Here is a 17,644-nt window from a genome sequence, read left to right as displayed (position 1 = left end):
ACCGAAATCCAAAATTCCAATTGCGCCGCTTGCTCCTCAGTGTTAGCCTTAGCGAACAAAAGGCGAAGGAGAAAGAGATTGGCACAATCGCTGGCAGTCCGTACCCGCGCCTCCCTCGACGTCATCCATGAGGCCCTACGCGAGATTGCGGCGCGCGACCGCACCGGGGAGGTCCTGACTGTCGTTCAGCGCATCCCTGCGCGCGAAGCTCAGCTTGCTCCAATGCCTTCGTGGGTTGCCCCAGACTTGGCTGCCGTTTATCGTGCCAAGGGCGTTGAGCAGCTTTACACGCATCAAGCCTCAGCCATCGAACGCGTCCACGGCGGGGAAAATATGGTCGTCGTTACGCCGACCGCCTCCGGCAAAACACTCTGTTACAACCTGCCTGTGCTCAACGCCATCCTTGAAAGCTCCGACACCCGCGCGCTCTACCTCTTTCCCACAAAAGCTCTTGCTCAAGACCAGCTCGCCGAATTGCACGATCTAGCAACGCGCCTCAATGATCGCTTCGGCGTATTCACTTATGACGGCGACACGCCCGGCGACGCTCGCAAAGCCATTCGCGAGCGGGGCCACATTGTTCTCACCAATCCCGACATGCTGCACACAGGAATCCTCCCACATCACACCAAGTGGATGCGCCTCTTTGAAAATCTTCGCTATATCGTCCTCGACGAACTCCACACCTATCGCGGCGTTTTTGGCAGCCATCTCGCCAATGTTCTTCGCCGCCTCCGCCGCGTCGCGCGATTCTACGGCTCCAATCCCACTTTCATCTGTTGCTCCGCCACAATCGCAAATCCCGGAGAATTGGCTTCTCGCCTCATCGAGGATCGCGTCGAAGTCGTGGACGAGAATGGCGCGCCCTCCGCCGAGAAAGTATTCGTCTTCTATAATCCGCCTGTCATCAATCGTAATCTTGGCATCCGCCGCAGCTATCTGAACGAAGCCACGCGCGTCGCCAAGGAATTGCTGGCCCGCAATCTTCAGACCATTGTTTTCGCTAATAGCCGCCTGCACACGGAAGTCATGCTCACGTATCTCCGCCAGGCTTTTCCTGCCTCGCCCGGCCATTCGGAACCGATTCGCGGCTATCGCGGTGGGTATTTGCCCGGCGAACGCCGCGACATCGAACGCGGTCTCCGCGACGGCAAAATTCGTGGCGTCGTCTCCACGAACGCACTCGAATTCGGCATCGACATCGGCTCGCTCGACGCTACGGTCCTCGCTGGCTATCCCGGTTCCATCGCTTCCACGTGGCAGCGTGCTGGCCGTGCTGGCCGCCGCAGCGGCACGTCATGCGCCGTGATGGTCGCTTCGTCCTCGCCGCTCGATCAATTCATCGTCCAGCATCCCGAGTATTTCTTCGGGCGTTCGCCTGAGCATGCTTACGTTCAGCCCGACAATCTGGAAATCCTCGTCAATCACTTGAAGTGCGCCGCCTTCGAATTGCCTCTCGATCCCGCAGAACGTTTCGGCGACGTGGATCTGCCCGCGCTCTGCGACCGCCTCGCCGAGGCTGGATTTCTTCACAAGAGCGGCGGCAACTTTCACTGGACTCAGGAAGCGTATCCCGCCGACGCTGTCAGCCTGCGTTCTGTCACTTCCGACAATTTCGTGATTATCGATATCACCGGCGACGAGCGCGATGAATCCACTGGGCCCGAAGTGATTGGCGAAGTCGATTTTGCGAGCGCTCTGACGACCGTGCATCCCAAGGCCATCTATATCCACGAAGGCCAGCAATTTCATGTCGAGCGCCTCGACTTCGCCGAACGCAAAGCCTACGTCAAGCGCGTCAATGTTGACTACTTCACTGACGCCATTCGCTACACGCAGGTTCGCGTCCTCGAAATCGCTGGCTCGCACTCATCCGCTGGCTCATCTGAGCGCGCACATGGTGACGTTCTCGTTCGCTCACAAGTTGTCGGCTTCAAGAAAGTCAAATTCTTCACCAACGAAAATGTCGGCGCCGGAAAACTCGAATTGCCCGAAAACGAAATGCACACGACTGCATTTTGGCTCACCCTTCATCACGAGCTCGTCGCCTCGCTTCCCTTCTCCGTTTCCGACCGCCAGGGCGGCATGTTCGGCTTGCTCCATGCTCTCGAATCGGTCGCCACTCTGCTCCTGATGTGCGACCGGCGCGATCTTGGCACCGCCATCGGTGAGCGTCCGCCAAATCCCGGAGTCGAAACCGAATGGGAGCACGTCCCCGAAGCGGCCGTGGATCCCGTGGAGACCAAGGAATTTTTCGAGCCCAATCTTTATCTTTACGACGCTTATCCCGGTGGCATCGGCTTCAGCGGGCCGCTTTATCGCATTTCGAGCCTTCTGCTCCATCGCACGCATGAACTTATATCCGCGTGCCCTTGCGAGAAGGGCTGCCCGTCGTGTGTCGGCCCGCTTGGCGAGCGTCACGAACGCGCAAAAGAAGCGGCACTCGAAATTCTTCGCCGCTTGGACGGTTAAGCTCCGGTCAAAATGGCCACTGCGCCCAAAGACAAATTCGCAAGTCTAAAGGCTCTCCGGCCGGCAAATCGTCCTGCGTCTGCGTCGACAGCCGAACTCTCTGTTCAAACAGTTGAACGATGCGATTCTCTCGCTGAGCTTCTCGGCGCGACGCCGCAGCGCAATCGCTTCGGCGAGCATCTTTCCATCCGTCGCTGGTATTCCGATCCGTCCTCAATGGACCCGGACTTGGAATCACTTCGTTTGCTCTCGCCAGCTGCTCCTTCCGAGGCTCTCGACCCTCAGCGCTGGTTGTTCCTCGATACGGAAACCACCGGCCTATCCGGAGGCTCGGGCACTTACGCATTCCTGGTCGGTATCGCCTGGTGGGACGCCGCCGGTCTCGAAGTCGAGCAATTTTTCATGCGCGACCACAGCGAAGAGCATTCGGTTCTCTTCGAACTTCGCACGCGCATGCGCGAGCGTCCGATTCTTGTGACTTTCAACGGCAAATCCTTCGACTGGCCTTTGCTCGAGACTCGCTTCCGCATGACGCGCTCCATACCGCCGCATCTTCCTCTCGCGCATATTGACCTCCTTCATCCTGCGCGCCAGCTTTGGCGCCTGCGCGTCGGCAATGCGCGGCTCTCGCAGCTCGAGGAGCATGTCCTGGGCTGGCGCCGCGAAGGAGATGTATTTTCGGAATTGATTCCGCAGATTTACTTCGATTTCTTGCGTACCGGCGCCGCAGCGCCGCTCGTCCCTGTGATCCGTCATAATCAGATGGACCTTCGCGGCCTTGCCGCGCTCACGCGAAAAGCATTCTCTCTGCTGGCTTCGCCGGAATCGGAAGAGTCGGACGCGTTTGAACTTTACGGTGTCTCTCGCATCCTCAACCGCCGCGGCCATCGCGCACGCGCGCGTCAGCTTTACGACCGCACTCTCGATGCCGGTTTGCCCCCGGAACTTGAGACTTTAGCGCGAGGACAGCTCGCGCGCTTGGCGAAGCTCGATCGCGACTATCCTGCTGCTATGCGACTGTGGGAGGAATTACGCCTTAGGAAAAATGTCGGCATCGTGGAAAAAACAGAAGCCTGCATTGAGTTGGCGATTCACTTTGAACACCGCGCCCACGACCCTCTTCGAGCCGCCGAAATCATGCGCGATGCTCTGGCCCAGCTCTCAAGTCCCGCAAAGCAGAGCGGTGCTGCCACCGTACGATGCCGCAAACTCCGCGCTCGCGTCCAGCACCGCCTCGACCGGCTCGCTCGTAAGTGCCTTCAGCCAAGAATCGACGCAGCGCTCTCAGCGCCTTCCGCCCGCCAGCGATGAACCCCCTCCGCTCCGCCGATTTGTTGTATTTCTCTGAGCGTTCTCCGCCGGCCAGCTAAGCTCCCGGACGATTCGATCATCAACAGATCGCTCCGCTCCTTCGACGCTCAAGCATTCATCTTTCACACACCGAAGATACACATCGCCCGCCGCCATAAATTCCGGTCCTGCATTGTCCGGTTTTTGAATTCCGTGTTTCTTCTCTAGCGCGTCGCGATACGCACCGAAAAAAGCGCCCGTGTCTTTCGCATTGTCGATTGCCAGCAAGACAACGAGAATCGTCTGTTTCGTGTCTTTGTTTTCGAACACCGCATAGCGATCGCCATCCCACATGGGCGCGAATTCATCGGCGTCGCCCGGCCCGATGAACTGCTTCAAAATTTCACCAAGAGCAAACTCTCCAACGACATTCTCATCCAGCTTCTCGTATCCGTCTGGCAGATCCCGCTTCAAACGCGGCAATGTGATTTTCCTGGGCTTTATCTCATCAAAATAGAGCTTCGGATGCAAAATCTGTTGCGTGGAGACCGGCGGATTCTCAAACACTTTTTTGAAATCCGCCCATCCTGATGTGGATTTCAGCACCGCCTGGCTGAACTCGGCTCCTTGCAAGTAGGGAAAAAGCAATTCGTCGCGAATGAATGGCGGCGCTTTCGCTAGATTCGGATCCGTGTCCATATCTGCCGCAAGGCCCGATTCAATGAACGGAGCGATGTCCGGAATCTGCCGCACGCTGGTGTGCAGATCGCTCAGCGAATAATCCATCATCGAAGCGACTGCGGAACCCTCGATGACCGCCTCGCGGGCCAGCGACGCATCATCATTGGCCTCCGCGCCTTTCTGCCACTTTTTCAAATGAAAGTACTCATCGTCCAGCGCATGCGTCAGCTCATGCGCCATCACTGGCTTTTGCTCTACGGGATCGATCCAGTCCGCGATATAGAATTCCTTCTTGTCCGGATCGTACAGGCCGGCGACCTGATCCGTAAGCAGGCTCAGCAAGAAGGCATCCAGCGGGAAACCTTTGGGGATTAAGCCAAAGGCTTCGAGAGTGCGCTGGTCGGCGTAATGTTTTTTTGCTGATTCGTCCTTCTTGTCCTGGGCGACGAGATACTCGCGGATTTCCGCCTTGGTGCGAATGCTCTCCTTGACTGGCGTCTTGACCGGCAATGCGAGGATTTTGCTCATCACCTGCAGCACTTCGTCCGCGGCCGCAAAGAAATCCGTATTCGACCGAGCATCGGAATTCGCAGGCCGCCGTAGCGTCGCTATTTTGTCCTGCGCCCAAGCCATATTCGCCGCGATGAATACAACGGTAAAAAGACTCGCGTACTTTCGAATGTCCATGGCGCCTCGTCCCCGATTGGATGTTTCTCGAGTCTGAATCGTTTCCTCTGCCTCGGTCCTATTTCATATGCCGGCGTGCAATATGAAAACGAGCCGCGCTGCCCGAACAGACGGCCCTTCCATGGACGGAAATTGTTTTGTTCCGATTTCTGAACACCTTTATCTCTCTGCTATAATCGCCCGCTCAATCGAACAATTCCCGGAGTTGCGCGGTGATGTTTCCTGGAACGTGCCTGCGTCAAGTGAGGGAGCGGCTCGGCTTGACGTATCGAGACGTTGAGCACGCAAGCTATGAACTTGCAAACCGACACGGTCGTCCCGAGTTCATTTTGCACATCAGCCGCTTGGCCGACTTCGAAAATGCCGGGACGATCCCAAGCCTTCACAAACTCTACAGCCTCTGTGCAATTTATCACCTTGATCCGGACGAGGTTTGCAAGTGGTACGGCGTCCCGCTGAGCGATACCTTCGGCAGTCAACATTCATCTCTCGCACCGCGCACTCATCTAGCTGCTTCGCCTCGCATCGTTCGATTGCCGATTCGTTTTGATCCGGCTTTTGATCCGCGCCGCACAACCTATCTGACGCGCATGGTTGAGGACTGGGGGCATTTCGAGGCTGCAGCCCTGGCAAATCCCAACGGTTACAATTATGGTTATGTCGGACAGGATGATCATTGGATGGAACCGCTTCTCCGCCCCGGCGCCCTCGTTCTCATCGACCCGAATCGTCAAAAAGTCTCCGCAGGGATTTGGCGTAACGAAGCAGAAAGGCCTATCTACCTTGTGGATATTCGCGATGGTTACCGATGTTGCTGGTGTCTTCTCGAAGGGAATCGCCTGGTCCTGCAACCGCATCCTCTGTCTTCATGCGCGCCGCAAAACTATCGCTTCCCGGATGACGCTGAAGTTGTCGGCCAGGTTGTGGCCGTTTCGATGCGCCTTATTTCTCCTTAGCCTCGCCATTCGCGATCAGCGCAAGCAACGCGCTCTGGTTGGAACAAAACAGATCTCTCAAATAGCCCGGGACGCCCGACGGAATCAGCAAGCGGTAGAACTCGTGCTCCTGCCAGCGCGCGGCGATTTCTTTCACCGGTTCTCCAAACCCTTCCAGGCAATTCCGAAGCTCGCCTGACTGTCGTTCCAGCGAAGTCTCGAGATTTTTCTCGAACAGTTCTTCGTGGCACACACCGAGGGCTTGGTTAACCGACCCCTCGGAATAGATTTTCTCCAAACCTTCGTGCCGGTATCGCCCTGTCGCCAAATCGCGCAGCGTTGCCACGTGCAGAAGACGCCCGAAGTCTCCTGGAATCGCCGCAAGCGTCGTTGCCGCGAAGTCTTCGATAACTCGCCGGTTTTGTCGAAATTCGTCCAGTGTTAGCTCTCCTGCCCCTGTTCCGTGTTCAGAACATTTCTGCTTCTGTTTGTGACCCCTGACCCCATCTCTCTGAAACTCATGCCCGGAGGTGGTCAATCATGAAACGGATCGCTGATGTGCTTTTTGTCTGTGCGTTACTTCTGGTGATGGTAGTCCCCATAGTTTCCGCCGTCAACTTGCAGTCATCTCGCACAGTGATACATCCCGTTACTTGGGCTGATGGTAGCGCACCAGTGCCCCCAACGGGTCTGCCGGGTCAATCCCTCTGTGTCGGCCTTTAAGCTGAGCATGCGCGCTCGGATGCCTTTTGGTAGACGTTACCGATATCGAAATGGTATATTGCCGTCCTGGCGCGCATGGGTCTTTCACTTTCCGCATCGATTCACTGGGCCGCAGGCGTCGCGGTCGAAGCAGTCCTTTTTGTCTTGGCGCTCCGTCGCGGCCTTTTTCGCCGCCTCCCATTTCTCACCCTCTATCTCGGCTTGTTGCTTGCCAACGAAGCTGTCATGTGGCTGACGTATCGCTTGACTGGAATTAATTCAGCGACCTCCGCCAACGTTTACTGGATCATCCAAGCGACTTTGATCATCGCCCGTGCCGTGGCTGTCTATGATATTTGCCGCGCGATTTTGTCTCCTTATAGAGGCATTTGGAAGTTTTGTCGTCTGTTTCTAACAGGCTTGGGCGTCGCTCTCACAATTGCCGCGGCTGCTTCCACAAGAAGTCATCTGCAGCACGTTATCGTCGCCAAGGTTTTTACCGCTGAGCGCGGATTGGAATTAATGATTCTCAGCATTTTGATTTCCGGCCTCATTTTCTGCCGGTATTATGGCGTCAAGGTCGATCATTACCTTACGTGGCTGATGTTCGGTTTCGGTTTTTATTCTGCTGTTCAGGTCGCCAACGATACGTTCCTGAGAACTCCGATTTCCTGGCACCGCTTCACACTCTGGCAGGATTTGCGTCTCGTTTCTTTCAACATCGCTACTCTTCTTTGGTGCGTGGCCCTGCTTAGGCCCCTCCCCGAAGTAAGCCCTTCGCCGGCGCTCATGAAACCGGACAAATATGAGACGATTGCTCCCCAAATGTCTGCCAGACTTAGGCAGCTTAATTCTGCGTTACTGGGCTTGTGGAAATGACGCTGCTCACCGCCATTTTGCTCTCTCTTGCCGTTCTCATTTTTCTCGTCTGGCTTCTCTTTCCTCCGCGCGTTGCCTCATCGACCGCCACAGTCGAAGCGCTTGAGATCGAGAAGCTATTGCCGCTGCATTCCCGTCACTTCCCACAAATCAGTCAGATCCTATGCAACGAAGACCGGGAGTTCATGTCTCGCCACTCTCCAAAGTCCATCGAGACGCCGTGGCGCAGGCAGCGACGCAAGATTCTGCGCCAGTATCTCAATAGTCTGGCCGAGGATTTTACGCGCCTCGAACGCCTTGCTCGCCTGGCCTCAGCTCTTTCGCCGGAACTAAACAAGGCTCATCAATGGGAGTGGTTGCGTCTTGGCCTTCAGTTTCGCGTCATGTATCGCATGCTCGCCATTCGCATTGCGTTTGATAGCGTCACTCCGAAACAGCTTGTCCGGATAACCAATCTCATCTCAGGTCTTTCGGGCGAACTGGAAACTCGCATGTCTCAGATTGCCGGAATTATGCCTTCTCGCCTCGGCCCGAATCCCAGCAATTGAAAAAGGACTTTCGGCCGATAATTTTTCAAGTCCCCGCGCCATTTATTCCAACGTAACTTCTACGCTCAATCACAAGAGAATCGCGCCTGCTGCGCCTCTTTTCGCCGCTATAATGCTCGAGTCGGGGAGATGCGCCTTGGCCGGGGAAAAAATTCTCGTTTGCGACGACGAAGAAGCGATTCGTGAAGTTGTCTCGACGCTACTTGAGGCTCAGGGGTATCACTGCACGACTGTCTCCGATGGCTTTCAGGCAATCCAGAAAATCAACAAAGACTCCCATGACCTGGTGCTCAGCGATATCGTTATGCCGCAAATGGACGGCATGCGTCTCCTGCGCCAGGTTCGCACCCAGGATGTCGACGTTCCGGTCATCATGGTCACAGCCATGCACGATATTTCCATCGCTCTGGAGGCGATCCGCGCCGGCGCTTATGACTACATTCTAAAGCCCTTCGAAAAGGATCAGCTCTATCACAGCGTTAATCGCGCTCTCGAACACCGCCGCCTGGTTCTCGAAAACCGCTCCTACCAACATAACCTCGAACAGCTAGTCGCCGAACGCACCCAGCAGCTTTCCTTGACTCTCCGCGACCTCGAGCAATCGTACGACTACACTCTCGAAGCGCTCGGCGGCGCTCTTGACGCCAAGGACGCGGAAACCGAAGGCCATTGTCAGCGCGTTACCGCCATTACAATTCTGATCGCCAGGATCATGAAAGTCGACCGCAACGAACTGCGCCAAATCGCACGCGGCGCTTTTCTCCACGACATTGGCAAAATGGGCATTCCCGACCAGGTGCTTCGCAAGCCCGGCCCTCTGTCCGAAGAAGAGCGTCAGATCATGAAGCGGCACTGCGAAATCGGGTACACAGTGCTCAAGAGGATTCCCTTCTTGAAAGATCCTGCGCAGATCGTCTTGGCCCATCAGGAGTTTTATGACGGCACCGGCTATCCGCGCGGCCTAAAGGGCGACGAAATTCCCTTGGGAGCAAGAATTTTCGCGGTCGCGGACACTCTCGATGCCATGACGTCCGATCGTCCGTATCGAAAGGCTCTGCCCTTGTGCGCCGCTCGCGCGGAAATCGTCAAGTTCTCCGGCACGCAATTTGATCCGCGCGTCGTCGAAGCTTTCCTGTCCAAGCCGGACGAATATTGGGCCGAAATCCGCAAGAGCATCGGCGACCCGTTCAATTTCCTCCAGTCCGAAGACGAGTGATTTCATTCGCGAGATTATCTATGCTGCCTTCTGGTATGATACCTTCCGTTCGCAAGGGATCTTAAATTCAAGGAGACGGCGCATGAAACGTATCGTTACGATGGCCCTGCCTCTGCTCCTGGCGCTTTCCGCGCTCGCGTTTGGACCGCCCGCGCAAGCTCAGGACCAAGCCACCATCACGACAACGAATCTGAAAGTCGGCGACCTTGCTCCCGATTTCACGCTGCCGAGCGACCAGCATTCCACAGTTTCGCTCAGCAGTTTTCGGGGCAAGAAGAATGTCATCCTCGCCTTTTACGTTCTCGCGTTCACCGGCGGTTGAAAACAGGAACTTGAGGCCTATCAGTCTGATTTGGCCAAGATTGAAGCAAGCGATTCGGTGGTTTTCGGCATCAGCATCGATAGCCCGCCAGCCAATGGCGCCTTCGCGAAGGAAATCGGCGTCACATTTCCGCTCTTAAGCGACATGAATCGCAAAGCGCTCGCGGCGTACGGCATTGTTCACTCCTACGACATGGCCGGCGACAAAGTCGAATTCGCTCGCCGCACCACGTTCGTCGTCGGCAAGGACGGCAGGATCAAGCACATTGATTTTGATTCTACCGCCATCGATCCGAACAACGCTGTGACCATTTGCACGGATCTTCACCGGAAGCAGGGCTCATAGTTCGCCTCCGTTGCGCGAGGGCGGCCGCCGGTCGCTCTCGCGCAGCTTCGTTTTCCGCTCGAAAGCCCGCAAAAATTCCGCCCGCATAGGTACACCCGTGCTGCTCTGACGTACAATCCCATTCTTTTCGGAAATAACTCAGCTCAGCGGAAGGACGATTTCACCGGCGTTATGCCGTTCAAAAGACGCCTCCGAAACCTTTGCTTCAGACCCAAAATGCACGTTTCGCCGCCGGTAAAGCATCCCGTAAAAAAAAGCGAAAATTACCATCGGAGGAATCAGCAGGATCAAAATCCCGTGTCGCAGCGCGGCCTCGGCCTGCGGGCCGGACGCCGCCGCGTCGTTATAGCAGAGCGCGCAGCCCTGCGCGAAAGTCGAAGTCGCGCCGAGCAAAATACCCGCCACCGCCGCGCCCGCCGCGATCAGTTTCCCAGCCATCTTTCGCCAATTCATAGATTCGCCTTTGTCATCCTACATCCGCCGTGCCTGTTCTTGGAAGCGCGACGCTTAGTGCCCCAATCCGCTCAGTTGCGCAATCCGCAGGCTATCCGGAAACACAAAGATCAAAATCATCGTCAGGCAAAAAACCAGCGAGGGAACGATGATCAGGAATAGCCCAATCTTCTCGAATCGCAAGTGCATGAAGTACGCTACAATCAGCGCCGCTTTGATCAGCGAAAGCCCGATCAGCAGCGTCAGCATGAGGCGGGGTTGCAGTTGCAAATACGCCAGGAAAGTTTCAACCCCCGTCAGAATCAATAGCCAGAACCATACCCACATGAACAGTTTCTTCGATCCGGGTTGGTGTGTTGCTTCAACCGTTGTCCCATGCGCGCTCATCGTGCGTTTTGCTCCTTAGCCTTTCAGACTGACGGACATCAAATACACCATCGGAAATATGAACATCCAAACCAAATCGACGAAGTGCCAGTAAAGACCGCTCACTTCCACATGATCCGCGTTGAATTTTCGCCGTCCGAATCCGTACGCGATAATGCACAGATAAATCACGCCGATGGACACGTGCAGCATGTGCAGCCCTGTCAACCCGAAAAACGTCCCACCAAACAGCGGATCGCCCGGCTGCCCGTCCACCACAAAGTGATTCGACCACGGCGTCACGCCCTCAGCGAACAATCGGAACCACTCCATCAAGTGCAGCACGACGAATGCAATTCCGCCGACCGCCGTCAGAAGAACATAAATCACGGCTTTGCGAATTTCGTCACGGTGCGCCGCCGCCACGGCCATCACCATCGTCAAGCTGCTGGAGAGAAGAATGAACGTCAGAAACGTCGCGTTCACGACCGCTGGTGAAAACTCAAATGGCCGCGGCCAATTCGCGCTCGATAATCTCAGGTATGCGTAAGCCAGAATTGCCGTCGAAAACGTCAGCGAGTCGGAAAGCAGGAACAGCCACATTCCCAGCTTTTTCGTGTTCGTGGCAAACGGCGCCGCGCCACCATCCCACGCCGTTCCTGTCAGTGTATCCATCTCGAGTTCAGACAAGTTTCACCGTCCCAACAGTAAAAGTAAGAAGAGAAAAATCCACAGCCCATCCATGAAGTGCCAATAAAGCGCCGCCACTTCGGTCGCTGTTTCAAGCGTCAGCTTCCGCAGTCGAAGCCAGCCGACATAGCCTAGTGCGAAAATTCCGCCGAGCAAATGCGCTCCGTGCGCTGCTGTCAGTACGTAAAAAAAACTGCTGCTTGGATTCGTCGCCAGATAGAATCCCGAAGCCACCATCTGCCGCCACGCAATCAATTGCCCTGCCAGAAACAGCAGCCCCAGCATCGTCGTCATCGCCCACCAGTGCCGGAATCCTGCGCTGTCCCCGCGTTTGAAAAGTCGCCGCGCATAAATCATCGTTCCGCTGCTGGCCAGCAGAATCGCTGTGTTCAGCCACAAAACCCGGGGAATCGCAAACGCGCGCCAATCGTTCCCCATCCCCTTGCGAACAATGAACGCGCTGACGAGCGCCATGAAAAACATTAGAATCGCGCCCATCCCAATCGTAATTCCCGTCACGTAGACGCGCTGAGGCAGCGCCGATCCCCCTCCTCCAGAAGATCCATCGCCGCCGTCGCCCGGACCGCCTCCTCCGGGCTTTTTCGGTCCGCCGCCGGAGATGATGATCTCTAGCTCGTCGGTTGTTGTGCTATGCGGCATTCATTCGCCTCAAATCTCTGTCAGGCCTTGGCCACGAGTTCCGGAGCCAGGTCTTGCGGAACGTAATCGTCCCTCATCCCCGGCACGCTGTATTCGTATGGTCCGCGATAGATCGTCGGATAATGCCCTGCGAAATTGTCGTGCGGCACGGGCGTGCTCACCGACCATTCGAGCGTCGTCCCATGCCACGGATTCCGCTCCGCCGGCTTTCCGTGCTTGATGCTCCAGAAGAAATTCCAATAGAAGAGCAGTTGTGCGCTCGCCGTGAAAAACGCCGCGATGCTGATGAAATAGTGCACCGGATGCAGCGGAAGCAGATAATTCACGGATTCGATGCTCGCATACCGTCGCGGATCGCCCGCGTATCCCAGATAATGCATCGGCATGAAGATGCAGTAGACGCCCAGGAACGTGCACCAGAAATGGATCTTCCCGATCGTCTCATTCATGTGCCGCCCAAACATCTTTGGGAACCAGTAATACGTCGCTGCGAACATCGCGAAGATCGCCGCCACGCCCATAATCAGGTGGAAGTGTCCGATGACGTAGTACGTGTCATGCAGATACAAATCCAGCGCCGGCTGCGCCAGGAAAATCCCTGACAGTCCGCCGGTCACAAACAGTGACACAAATCCGATCGCGAATAGCATCGCCGCAGTGAATTGAATTCGCCCGCCCCACAGCGTCCCGAGCCAATTGAATGTCTTGATGGCCGACGGCACCCCGATTACCAGCGTGATAATCGAAAACGCGAGAGCGGAGTAAGGATTCATTCCGCTGATGAACATATGATGGCCCCAGACCGTAAAGCTCAGGAAGCCAATCGCGCTCAGTGAATAGACCATCGCCTTGTAACCGAACACCGGTTTGCGCGAAAACGTCGAAAGTACATGCGAGATGATTCCCATGCCCGGCAGGATTGCGATGTAAACCTCCGGGTGTCCGAAGAACCAGAACAGGTGCTGCCATAGCAGCGGTGACCCGCCTCCGTGATGCAGCAGCACGCCGCTCACATCGAGATTTGCCGGAATGAAAAAGCTCGTCGAAGCCAGCCGGTCGAGCAGCAGCAGGATGCACGCCGCCAGCAATACGCCGAACGCCAGCAGCGCCAGGCACGCCGTGATGAACCATCCCCACACGGTCAGCGGCATGCGCATCAGCGAAAGACCCTTGGTTCGCAAATCAATCGTCGTCCCTAGGAAATTCAGCGCCGACATCAGCGAAGCGGCGCAAAACAGCGCGATGCTCACCACCCACAGCGTCTGCCCCATTCCTAATCCTGGCCCTGCGACTTCGCCTACCGCGCTTAATGGCGCATAAGAGGTCCATCCGCTGATCGACGCGCCGCCGGGCACGAATGCCGAAGCCAGCAGCACAATCATGGCCAGGAACGTGAACCAGAACGACAGCATGTTGATTCGTGGAAACGCCATGTCTGGCGCGCCGATTTGAATCGGCAGAAAGTAATTGCCGAATCCGCTCTGCGGCACGGTTGTCAGCACGAAAAACACCATCAGTGTTCCGTGCATCGTAACCACGCGCAGATAGTCCTCCGGCGAAACGATCCCATTCGCGAATCCCCACAGGTGCGCATTTGGCCAGACCAGATGGATGCGCATGATCAGCGACAGAACCATTCCAATCGTCACCGCCGAAAGCCCCAGCAGGATGTATTGCGTCCCAATAATTTTGTGGTCGACGCTGAAGATGTAATGCCGGATAAATCCCTTGGGCGCTTCCGCGTGATGCACTGGGCCTGCGTGCGCGCTCATTGATCTCCTCCGCGGAGCTGGCTCCTCGAACTAAGAGTCCTGAATATGATTTTCATTGCGCGTTCTGTGCCTCCTGCTTCCTCTCCCACTGATCGAAATCCGCCTCCGACAGCACGTGCATGATCGCGTGCATGTGATAATGCCCCAGCCCGCACAACTGATTGCACGTGATTTCGTAATCTCCTGTTTTCTCCACCCGGAAATGAATCGGTATGATGAGCCCGGGAACCGAATCCTGCTTGATACGCAGTTCGCGGACGAAAAAGCTGTGAATCACGTCCTGCGACCGAATCATCAATTCGATCTCCCGATCGACTGGGACGTACAAGTCCGAAACGACGATGTCGTCTTTCCCGGCGGGATCATTCGGATCCAATCCCAGCGGATTCTCCACCGACGCATCGATATCCGCCGGAACGATCTTCCCAAATTTCCCGTCCGGCCCCGGATAGCGGAACGTCCACGTAAACTGCACTCCCGTAACTTCCACTTGCACCGCGTTCGGTTCGATGCCCGAAAAGTGCACTTGCCCCCATGCATGCGTGGCCAGCGCGCCCAGACCGACGAAAATCACCAGCGTCGCCGTCGTCCAGATCACTTCCAGCGCGTGGTTTCCGCGCGTGAAATGCGCCTTTTGTCCGTGATCGCGGTACTTGAATACCATCCATGCCAGCGCCAGTTGCGCCAGCACGAACACGATTCCCGTAACCACCAGCGTCAGGAAAAATTGCTGGTCGATTTCATGGCCAACCGGCGTGATCGCCGGAGGAAACCACCATGTCTTTGCTATGTGGAAATAGAGAGTCGATCCAACGAGAAGTAGAATAACAATGGCCAATAAAACCGCGGGAGCTGCTGATCCTGCATTCGATTTTCTCGAACCCATTTCCTCCGCTCCGAAAAAATTGCGGCCTCAGTCGCACCTCCCGATGGCCGCTCTTCACATCCGACCCAAACCTGCGTGCCGTACCCCTCAAATTTCAAACGCCACATCATATACGTCACGCGCAAAGGAATTCAAGCAGGATTCCGCATTCGATTTCTTTTTTTTGAAGCGATTCTATAGGTCGGCAAGATTTGGTGCGGTCGAGTGGATTCGAACCACCACGGTATTGCTACCGTCAGCCCCTCAAGCTGATGCGTCTGCCAGTTCCGCCACGACCGCACATTCCCAACATCCGGGATTCCAATGATTCACGCCTTACTTATGCGGCGCAGGATTTTGCTGATTGGGAGTCTGCACCGGCGCAGACGCTGGTTTGCTCGGCGCCGTCGGCATGGTTTGTTCCAGGATGGAACTCCCCTGCTCCGTCGTCGGTGCTCTCTTCAGGGAAAGCGCCAGCGAACTCATCATGAACACAATCGCGCACCACGTCGTCGCTTTCGTCAAAAAGGTCGCCGCTCCGCGCGGACCAAATGCCGTCTGGCTCCCTGCTCCGCCGAACGCTCCCGCCAAATCCGCCGCGTTTCCGCTTTGCAGCATGATTACGAATATCAACAGCAGGCACACAGCTACGTGCAGTGTGACCAGCACGAAGCTATAGTGCCATCCAAGCCAAACCAGCAGCACCGCTGCCAGCAATGCAAGTCCCCATTTTCCTGCGTTTGGCATCCTCTACTCCCACTCCGATTAGGCTTAGCCTCCAAATCCTCTGAGGCAAACTTCTAATAGTTCACAATATTTGAAAATGCCCGTGGCTCAAGGCTCGCTCCGCCGACCAGCGCGCCATCAATATCGTCCTGCGCCATCAGGCCACGGATATTTTCCGGTTTCACGCTGCCGCCGTAAAGAATCCTGCACGCTGCTGCCTTATCCGCGCCGAATTTCTTCGCAACGAGACGCCGAATAAAGCGATGCGCTTCCTCGGCCATCTCTGGCGTCGCCGTCTTGCCCGTGCCAATCGCCCAAACCGGCTCGTAAGCAATCAGAATACGCGAGAACTCCGCATCGGTCAACGTTGCCATTCCGCCCGCAAATTGGCGCTCCAGCACCTCTTCCGTCTTCCTTGTTTCTCGCTCTTCCAGTCTCTCTCCTACGCAAACAATCGGCTGCAATCCCGCCGCAACTGCCGCCTTGGTCTTGCGATTCACCGTCGCATCCGTCTCACCGAAGTATTGCCTGCGCTCGGAATGCCCTAAAATCACTGCGCGGCAACCGGCTTCAACCAGCATTCCCATCGACACTTCGCCCGTGAACGCCCCTTCGCGTTCCCAGTACGCATCCTGCGCCGCGATTCCAATCGCACTCCCCTTCGCCTCCTCCACCGCAGTCGCAACCGCCGTGAACGCCGGTGCAAGAATGATGTCGCAGTGCTTCGTTCCCGCAACCAGCGGCTTGAACGCCTCGAAAAACGCCCGCGTCTCTGCGAGCGTCTTGTGCATTTTCCAATTCCCTGCGATGACTGGTCGCCGCACCAAATCCTCTGTCAACAATTCGTCAGCGCTTCAACGCCGGGCAACTTTCGTCCCGCCAGAAACTCCAGCGAAGCTCCGCCGCCTGTCGAAATGTGCGAAATTTTCCCCGCCACTCCTGCCTGTTCCACCGCCGCCACGCTGTCCCCGCCGCCGACAATCGATGTCGCGCCTTTCATTGTCGCGTCCGCCACAGCCTGCGCAATCGCCAGCGTCCCTCGCGCAAACGCCGGCTTCTCGAACATTCCCACCGGCCCATTCCACACAATCGTCTTCGCCCCCGCAATTTCTCTGCAAAACAAATCAATCGTCTTCGGCCCGATGTCCAGCCCCATCCAGTCCGCCGGCGTGCCTTCGACTCCAGTGATCTGCGTCTGCGCGCCTTCTTCCAGTCCGCGCGCCAGCACGTGGTCAACGGGCAGCACAATCGCGCAATGCCGCTCGCGTGCTTCGCCCAGCAGCGTCAGCGCCAGTTCCACCTTATCTTCTTCGACCAGCGATTTCCCCGTCGTATATCCCTTCGCGCGAAAGAATGTATACGCCATCGCACCGCCGATCAGCATCGTGTTGGCGATCTTCATCAAATTCTCAATCACTTCGATTTTGTCCGAGACTTTCGCGCCACCCAGTATCGCCACAAACGGCCGCTCCGGATTGCTCATCGCCTGTCCGAGATATTTCAACTCCTGTTCCATCAGCAGCCCCGCCGCCGCTTTCTGCACGAAATGCGTGATGCCCACCACGGACGCGTGCGCGCGGTGCGCCGACCCGAACGCGTCGCACACGAAAATCCCGTCGCACAACTCCGCGAGCTGCTTCGAAAACTTCTCATCGTTTTTCTCTTCTTCCGCGTGGAACCGCACATTTTCGAGCAGCATCACATCGCCGTCCTTCAGCGCGCGGCTCCGCGACATCGGCCCTTCCCCCACGCAATCCGACGCAAAAACGACGGGCTTGCCCAGCAGTTCCTTCAGCCGCGCCGCCACCGGCGCCAGGCTGTATTTTTCTTCTGGTTTTCCCTTCGGTCGTCCCAAGTGCGAAGCCACCACAACTCGCGCCCCGCGTTCCATCGCCAGCCGCAGCGTCGGCAGCGTCGCGCGGATGCGTGTGTCGTCTGCGACCTTCCCATCTGCCAGCGGCACATTGAAATCCGCGCGCACGAACACGCGCTTTCCTTTCAATTCCAGGTCGCGTATCGAGAGTTTGTGCATGTT

At 56.5% G+C, this 17,644-nt stretch carries 17 protein-coding genes, 1 tRNA gene and 1 pseudogene; 7 read left to right on the top strand and 12 right to left on the bottom strand.

What is annotated here, in order from left to right; all coding sequences use genetic code 11:
- The first annotated feature begins 78 nt into the window (after positions 1 to 78).
- On the top strand, positions 79 to 2,472 hold the full coding sequence (locus VGR81_12445) for a DEAD/DEAH box helicase (GenBank protein ID HEV2289751.1): 2,394 nt from the start codon (positions 79 to 81) through the stop codon (positions 2,470 to 2,472).
- 12 nt (positions 2,473 to 2,484) lie between these two features.
- Entirely contained in the window at positions 2,485 to 3,783 is a 1,299-nt protein-coding gene (locus VGR81_12440) for a ribonuclease H-like domain-containing protein (GenBank protein HEV2289750.1), read from the top strand.
- On the opposite strand, the gene VGR81_12435 is transcribed toward VGR81_12440, so the two are convergent.
- Entirely contained in the window at positions 3,757 to 5,130 is a 1,374-nt protein-coding gene (locus VGR81_12435) for a hypothetical protein (protein HEV2289749.1), read from the bottom strand. The two genes, VGR81_12440 and VGR81_12435, sit on opposite strands and share 27 nt — an antisense overlap.
- 215 nt (positions 5,131 to 5,345) lie before the next feature.
- On the opposite strand from VGR81_12435, the gene VGR81_12430 reads away from it, so the two are divergent.
- Positions 5,346 to 6,086 carry a hypothetical protein gene (locus VGR81_12430; protein HEV2289748.1) on the top strand — a complete coding sequence of 247 codons (741 nt, stop codon included), beginning with the start codon at positions 5,346 to 5,348 and terminating at the stop codon, positions 6,084 to 6,086.
- Here VGR81_12430 and VGR81_12425 read toward each other — a convergent pair.
- The gene (locus tag VGR81_12425) at positions 6,073 to 6,411 is read right to left on the bottom strand and encodes a hypothetical protein (GenBank protein ID HEV2289747.1); all 339 of its coding nucleotides are present in this window, start codon (positions 6,409 to 6,411) and stop codon (positions 6,073 to 6,075) included. The genes VGR81_12430 and VGR81_12425 overlap by 14 nt on opposite strands.
- A gap of 452 nt (positions 6,412 to 6,863) precedes the next feature.
- Between VGR81_12425 and VGR81_12420 the strand changes: the two genes are divergently transcribed.
- The 4 genes and pseudogenes from VGR81_12420 (at position 6,864) to VGR81_12405 (ending at position 10,077) form a co-directional block, all read left to right on the top strand.
- Entirely contained in the window at positions 6,864 to 7,646 is a 783-nt protein-coding gene (locus tag VGR81_12420) for a hypothetical protein (GenBank protein HEV2289746.1), read from the top strand.
- Complete coding sequence (locus tag VGR81_12415; GenBank protein HEV2289745.1) at positions 7,643 to 8,194, top strand: hypothetical protein; 552 nt, start codon at positions 7,643 to 7,645, stop codon at positions 8,192 to 8,194. Before VGR81_12420 ends, VGR81_12415 begins: the two co-directional genes overlap by 4 nt.
- 136 nt (positions 8,195 to 8,330) lie before the next feature.
- On the top strand, positions 8,331 to 9,410 hold the full coding sequence (locus VGR81_12410) for an HD domain-containing phosphohydrolase (GenBank protein ID HEV2289744.1): 1,080 nt from the start codon (positions 8,331 to 8,333) through the stop codon (positions 9,408 to 9,410).
- A gap of 193 nt (positions 9,411 to 9,603) precedes the next feature.
- Positions 9,604 to 10,077, top strand: a pseudogene (locus tag VGR81_12405) (peroxiredoxin).
- A gap of 138 nt (positions 10,078 to 10,215) precedes the next feature.
- Here the strand turns inward: VGR81_12405 and VGR81_12400 are convergent.
- The 10 genes from VGR81_12400 to VGR81_12355 all read right to left on the bottom strand — a co-directional run bounded on the left by VGR81_12400 (position 10,216) and on the right by VGR81_12355 (position 17,641).
- Entirely contained in the window at positions 10,216 to 10,530 is a 315-nt protein-coding gene (locus tag VGR81_12400; GenBank protein HEV2289743.1) for a hypothetical protein, read from the bottom strand.
- A gap of 54 nt (positions 10,531 to 10,584) precedes the next feature.
- Entirely contained in the window at positions 10,585 to 10,917 is a 333-nt protein-coding gene (locus tag VGR81_12395) for a cytochrome C oxidase subunit IV family protein (protein ID HEV2289742.1), read from the bottom strand.
- A 15-nt stretch (positions 10,918 to 10,932) separates the two neighbouring features.
- Positions 10,933 to 11,571, bottom strand: a complete 639-nt coding sequence (locus VGR81_12390; GenBank protein HEV2289741.1) for a cytochrome c oxidase subunit 3 — start codon at positions 11,569 to 11,571, stop codon at positions 10,933 to 10,935.
- 18 nt (positions 11,572 to 11,589) lie between these two features.
- Entirely contained in the window at positions 11,590 to 12,246 is a 657-nt protein-coding gene (locus VGR81_12385) for a cytochrome c oxidase subunit 3 (protein ID HEV2289740.1), read from the bottom strand.
- Positions 12,247 to 12,266: 20 nt separating this feature from the next.
- On the bottom strand, positions 12,267 to 14,018 hold the full coding sequence (locus VGR81_12380; protein HEV2289739.1) for a cbb3-type cytochrome c oxidase subunit I: 1,752 nt from the start codon (positions 14,016 to 14,018) through the stop codon (positions 12,267 to 12,269).
- 52 nt (positions 14,019 to 14,070) lie between these two features.
- Entirely contained in the window at positions 14,071 to 14,904 is an 834-nt protein-coding gene (coxB, locus tag VGR81_12375) for a cytochrome c oxidase subunit II (GenBank protein HEV2289738.1), read from the bottom strand.
- Between the two features lie 192 nt (positions 14,905 to 15,096).
- Positions 15,097 to 15,183, bottom strand: a tRNA-Leu gene (locus VGR81_12370).
- 36 nt (positions 15,184 to 15,219) lie between these two features.
- Positions 15,220 to 15,630 (bottom strand): preprotein translocase subunit SecG, encoded by a 411-nt coding sequence (gene secG, locus VGR81_12365; GenBank protein ID HEV2289737.1) that lies wholly within the window; start codon positions 15,628 to 15,630, stop codon positions 15,220 to 15,222.
- A gap of 53 nt (positions 15,631 to 15,683) precedes the next feature.
- Positions 15,684 to 16,433, bottom strand: a complete 750-nt coding sequence (gene tpiA / locus VGR81_12360; protein ID HEV2289736.1) for a triose-phosphate isomerase — start codon at positions 16,431 to 16,433, stop codon at positions 15,684 to 15,686.
- An 11-nt stretch (positions 16,434 to 16,444) separates the two neighbouring features.
- The gene (locus VGR81_12355) at positions 16,445 to 17,641 is read right to left on the bottom strand and encodes a phosphoglycerate kinase (GenBank protein ID HEV2289735.1); all 1,197 of its coding nucleotides are present in this window, start codon (positions 17,639 to 17,641) and stop codon (positions 16,445 to 16,447) included.
- Between the last annotated feature and the right edge of the window lie 3 nt (positions 17,642 to 17,644).

This window comes from Candidatus Acidiferrales bacterium, assembly GCA_035934015.1.
GTDB lineage: Bacteria > Acidobacteriota > Terriglobia > Acidiferrales > UBA7541 > DAHUXN01.
This window is presented reverse-complemented; position numbering and strand designations above follow the sequence as displayed.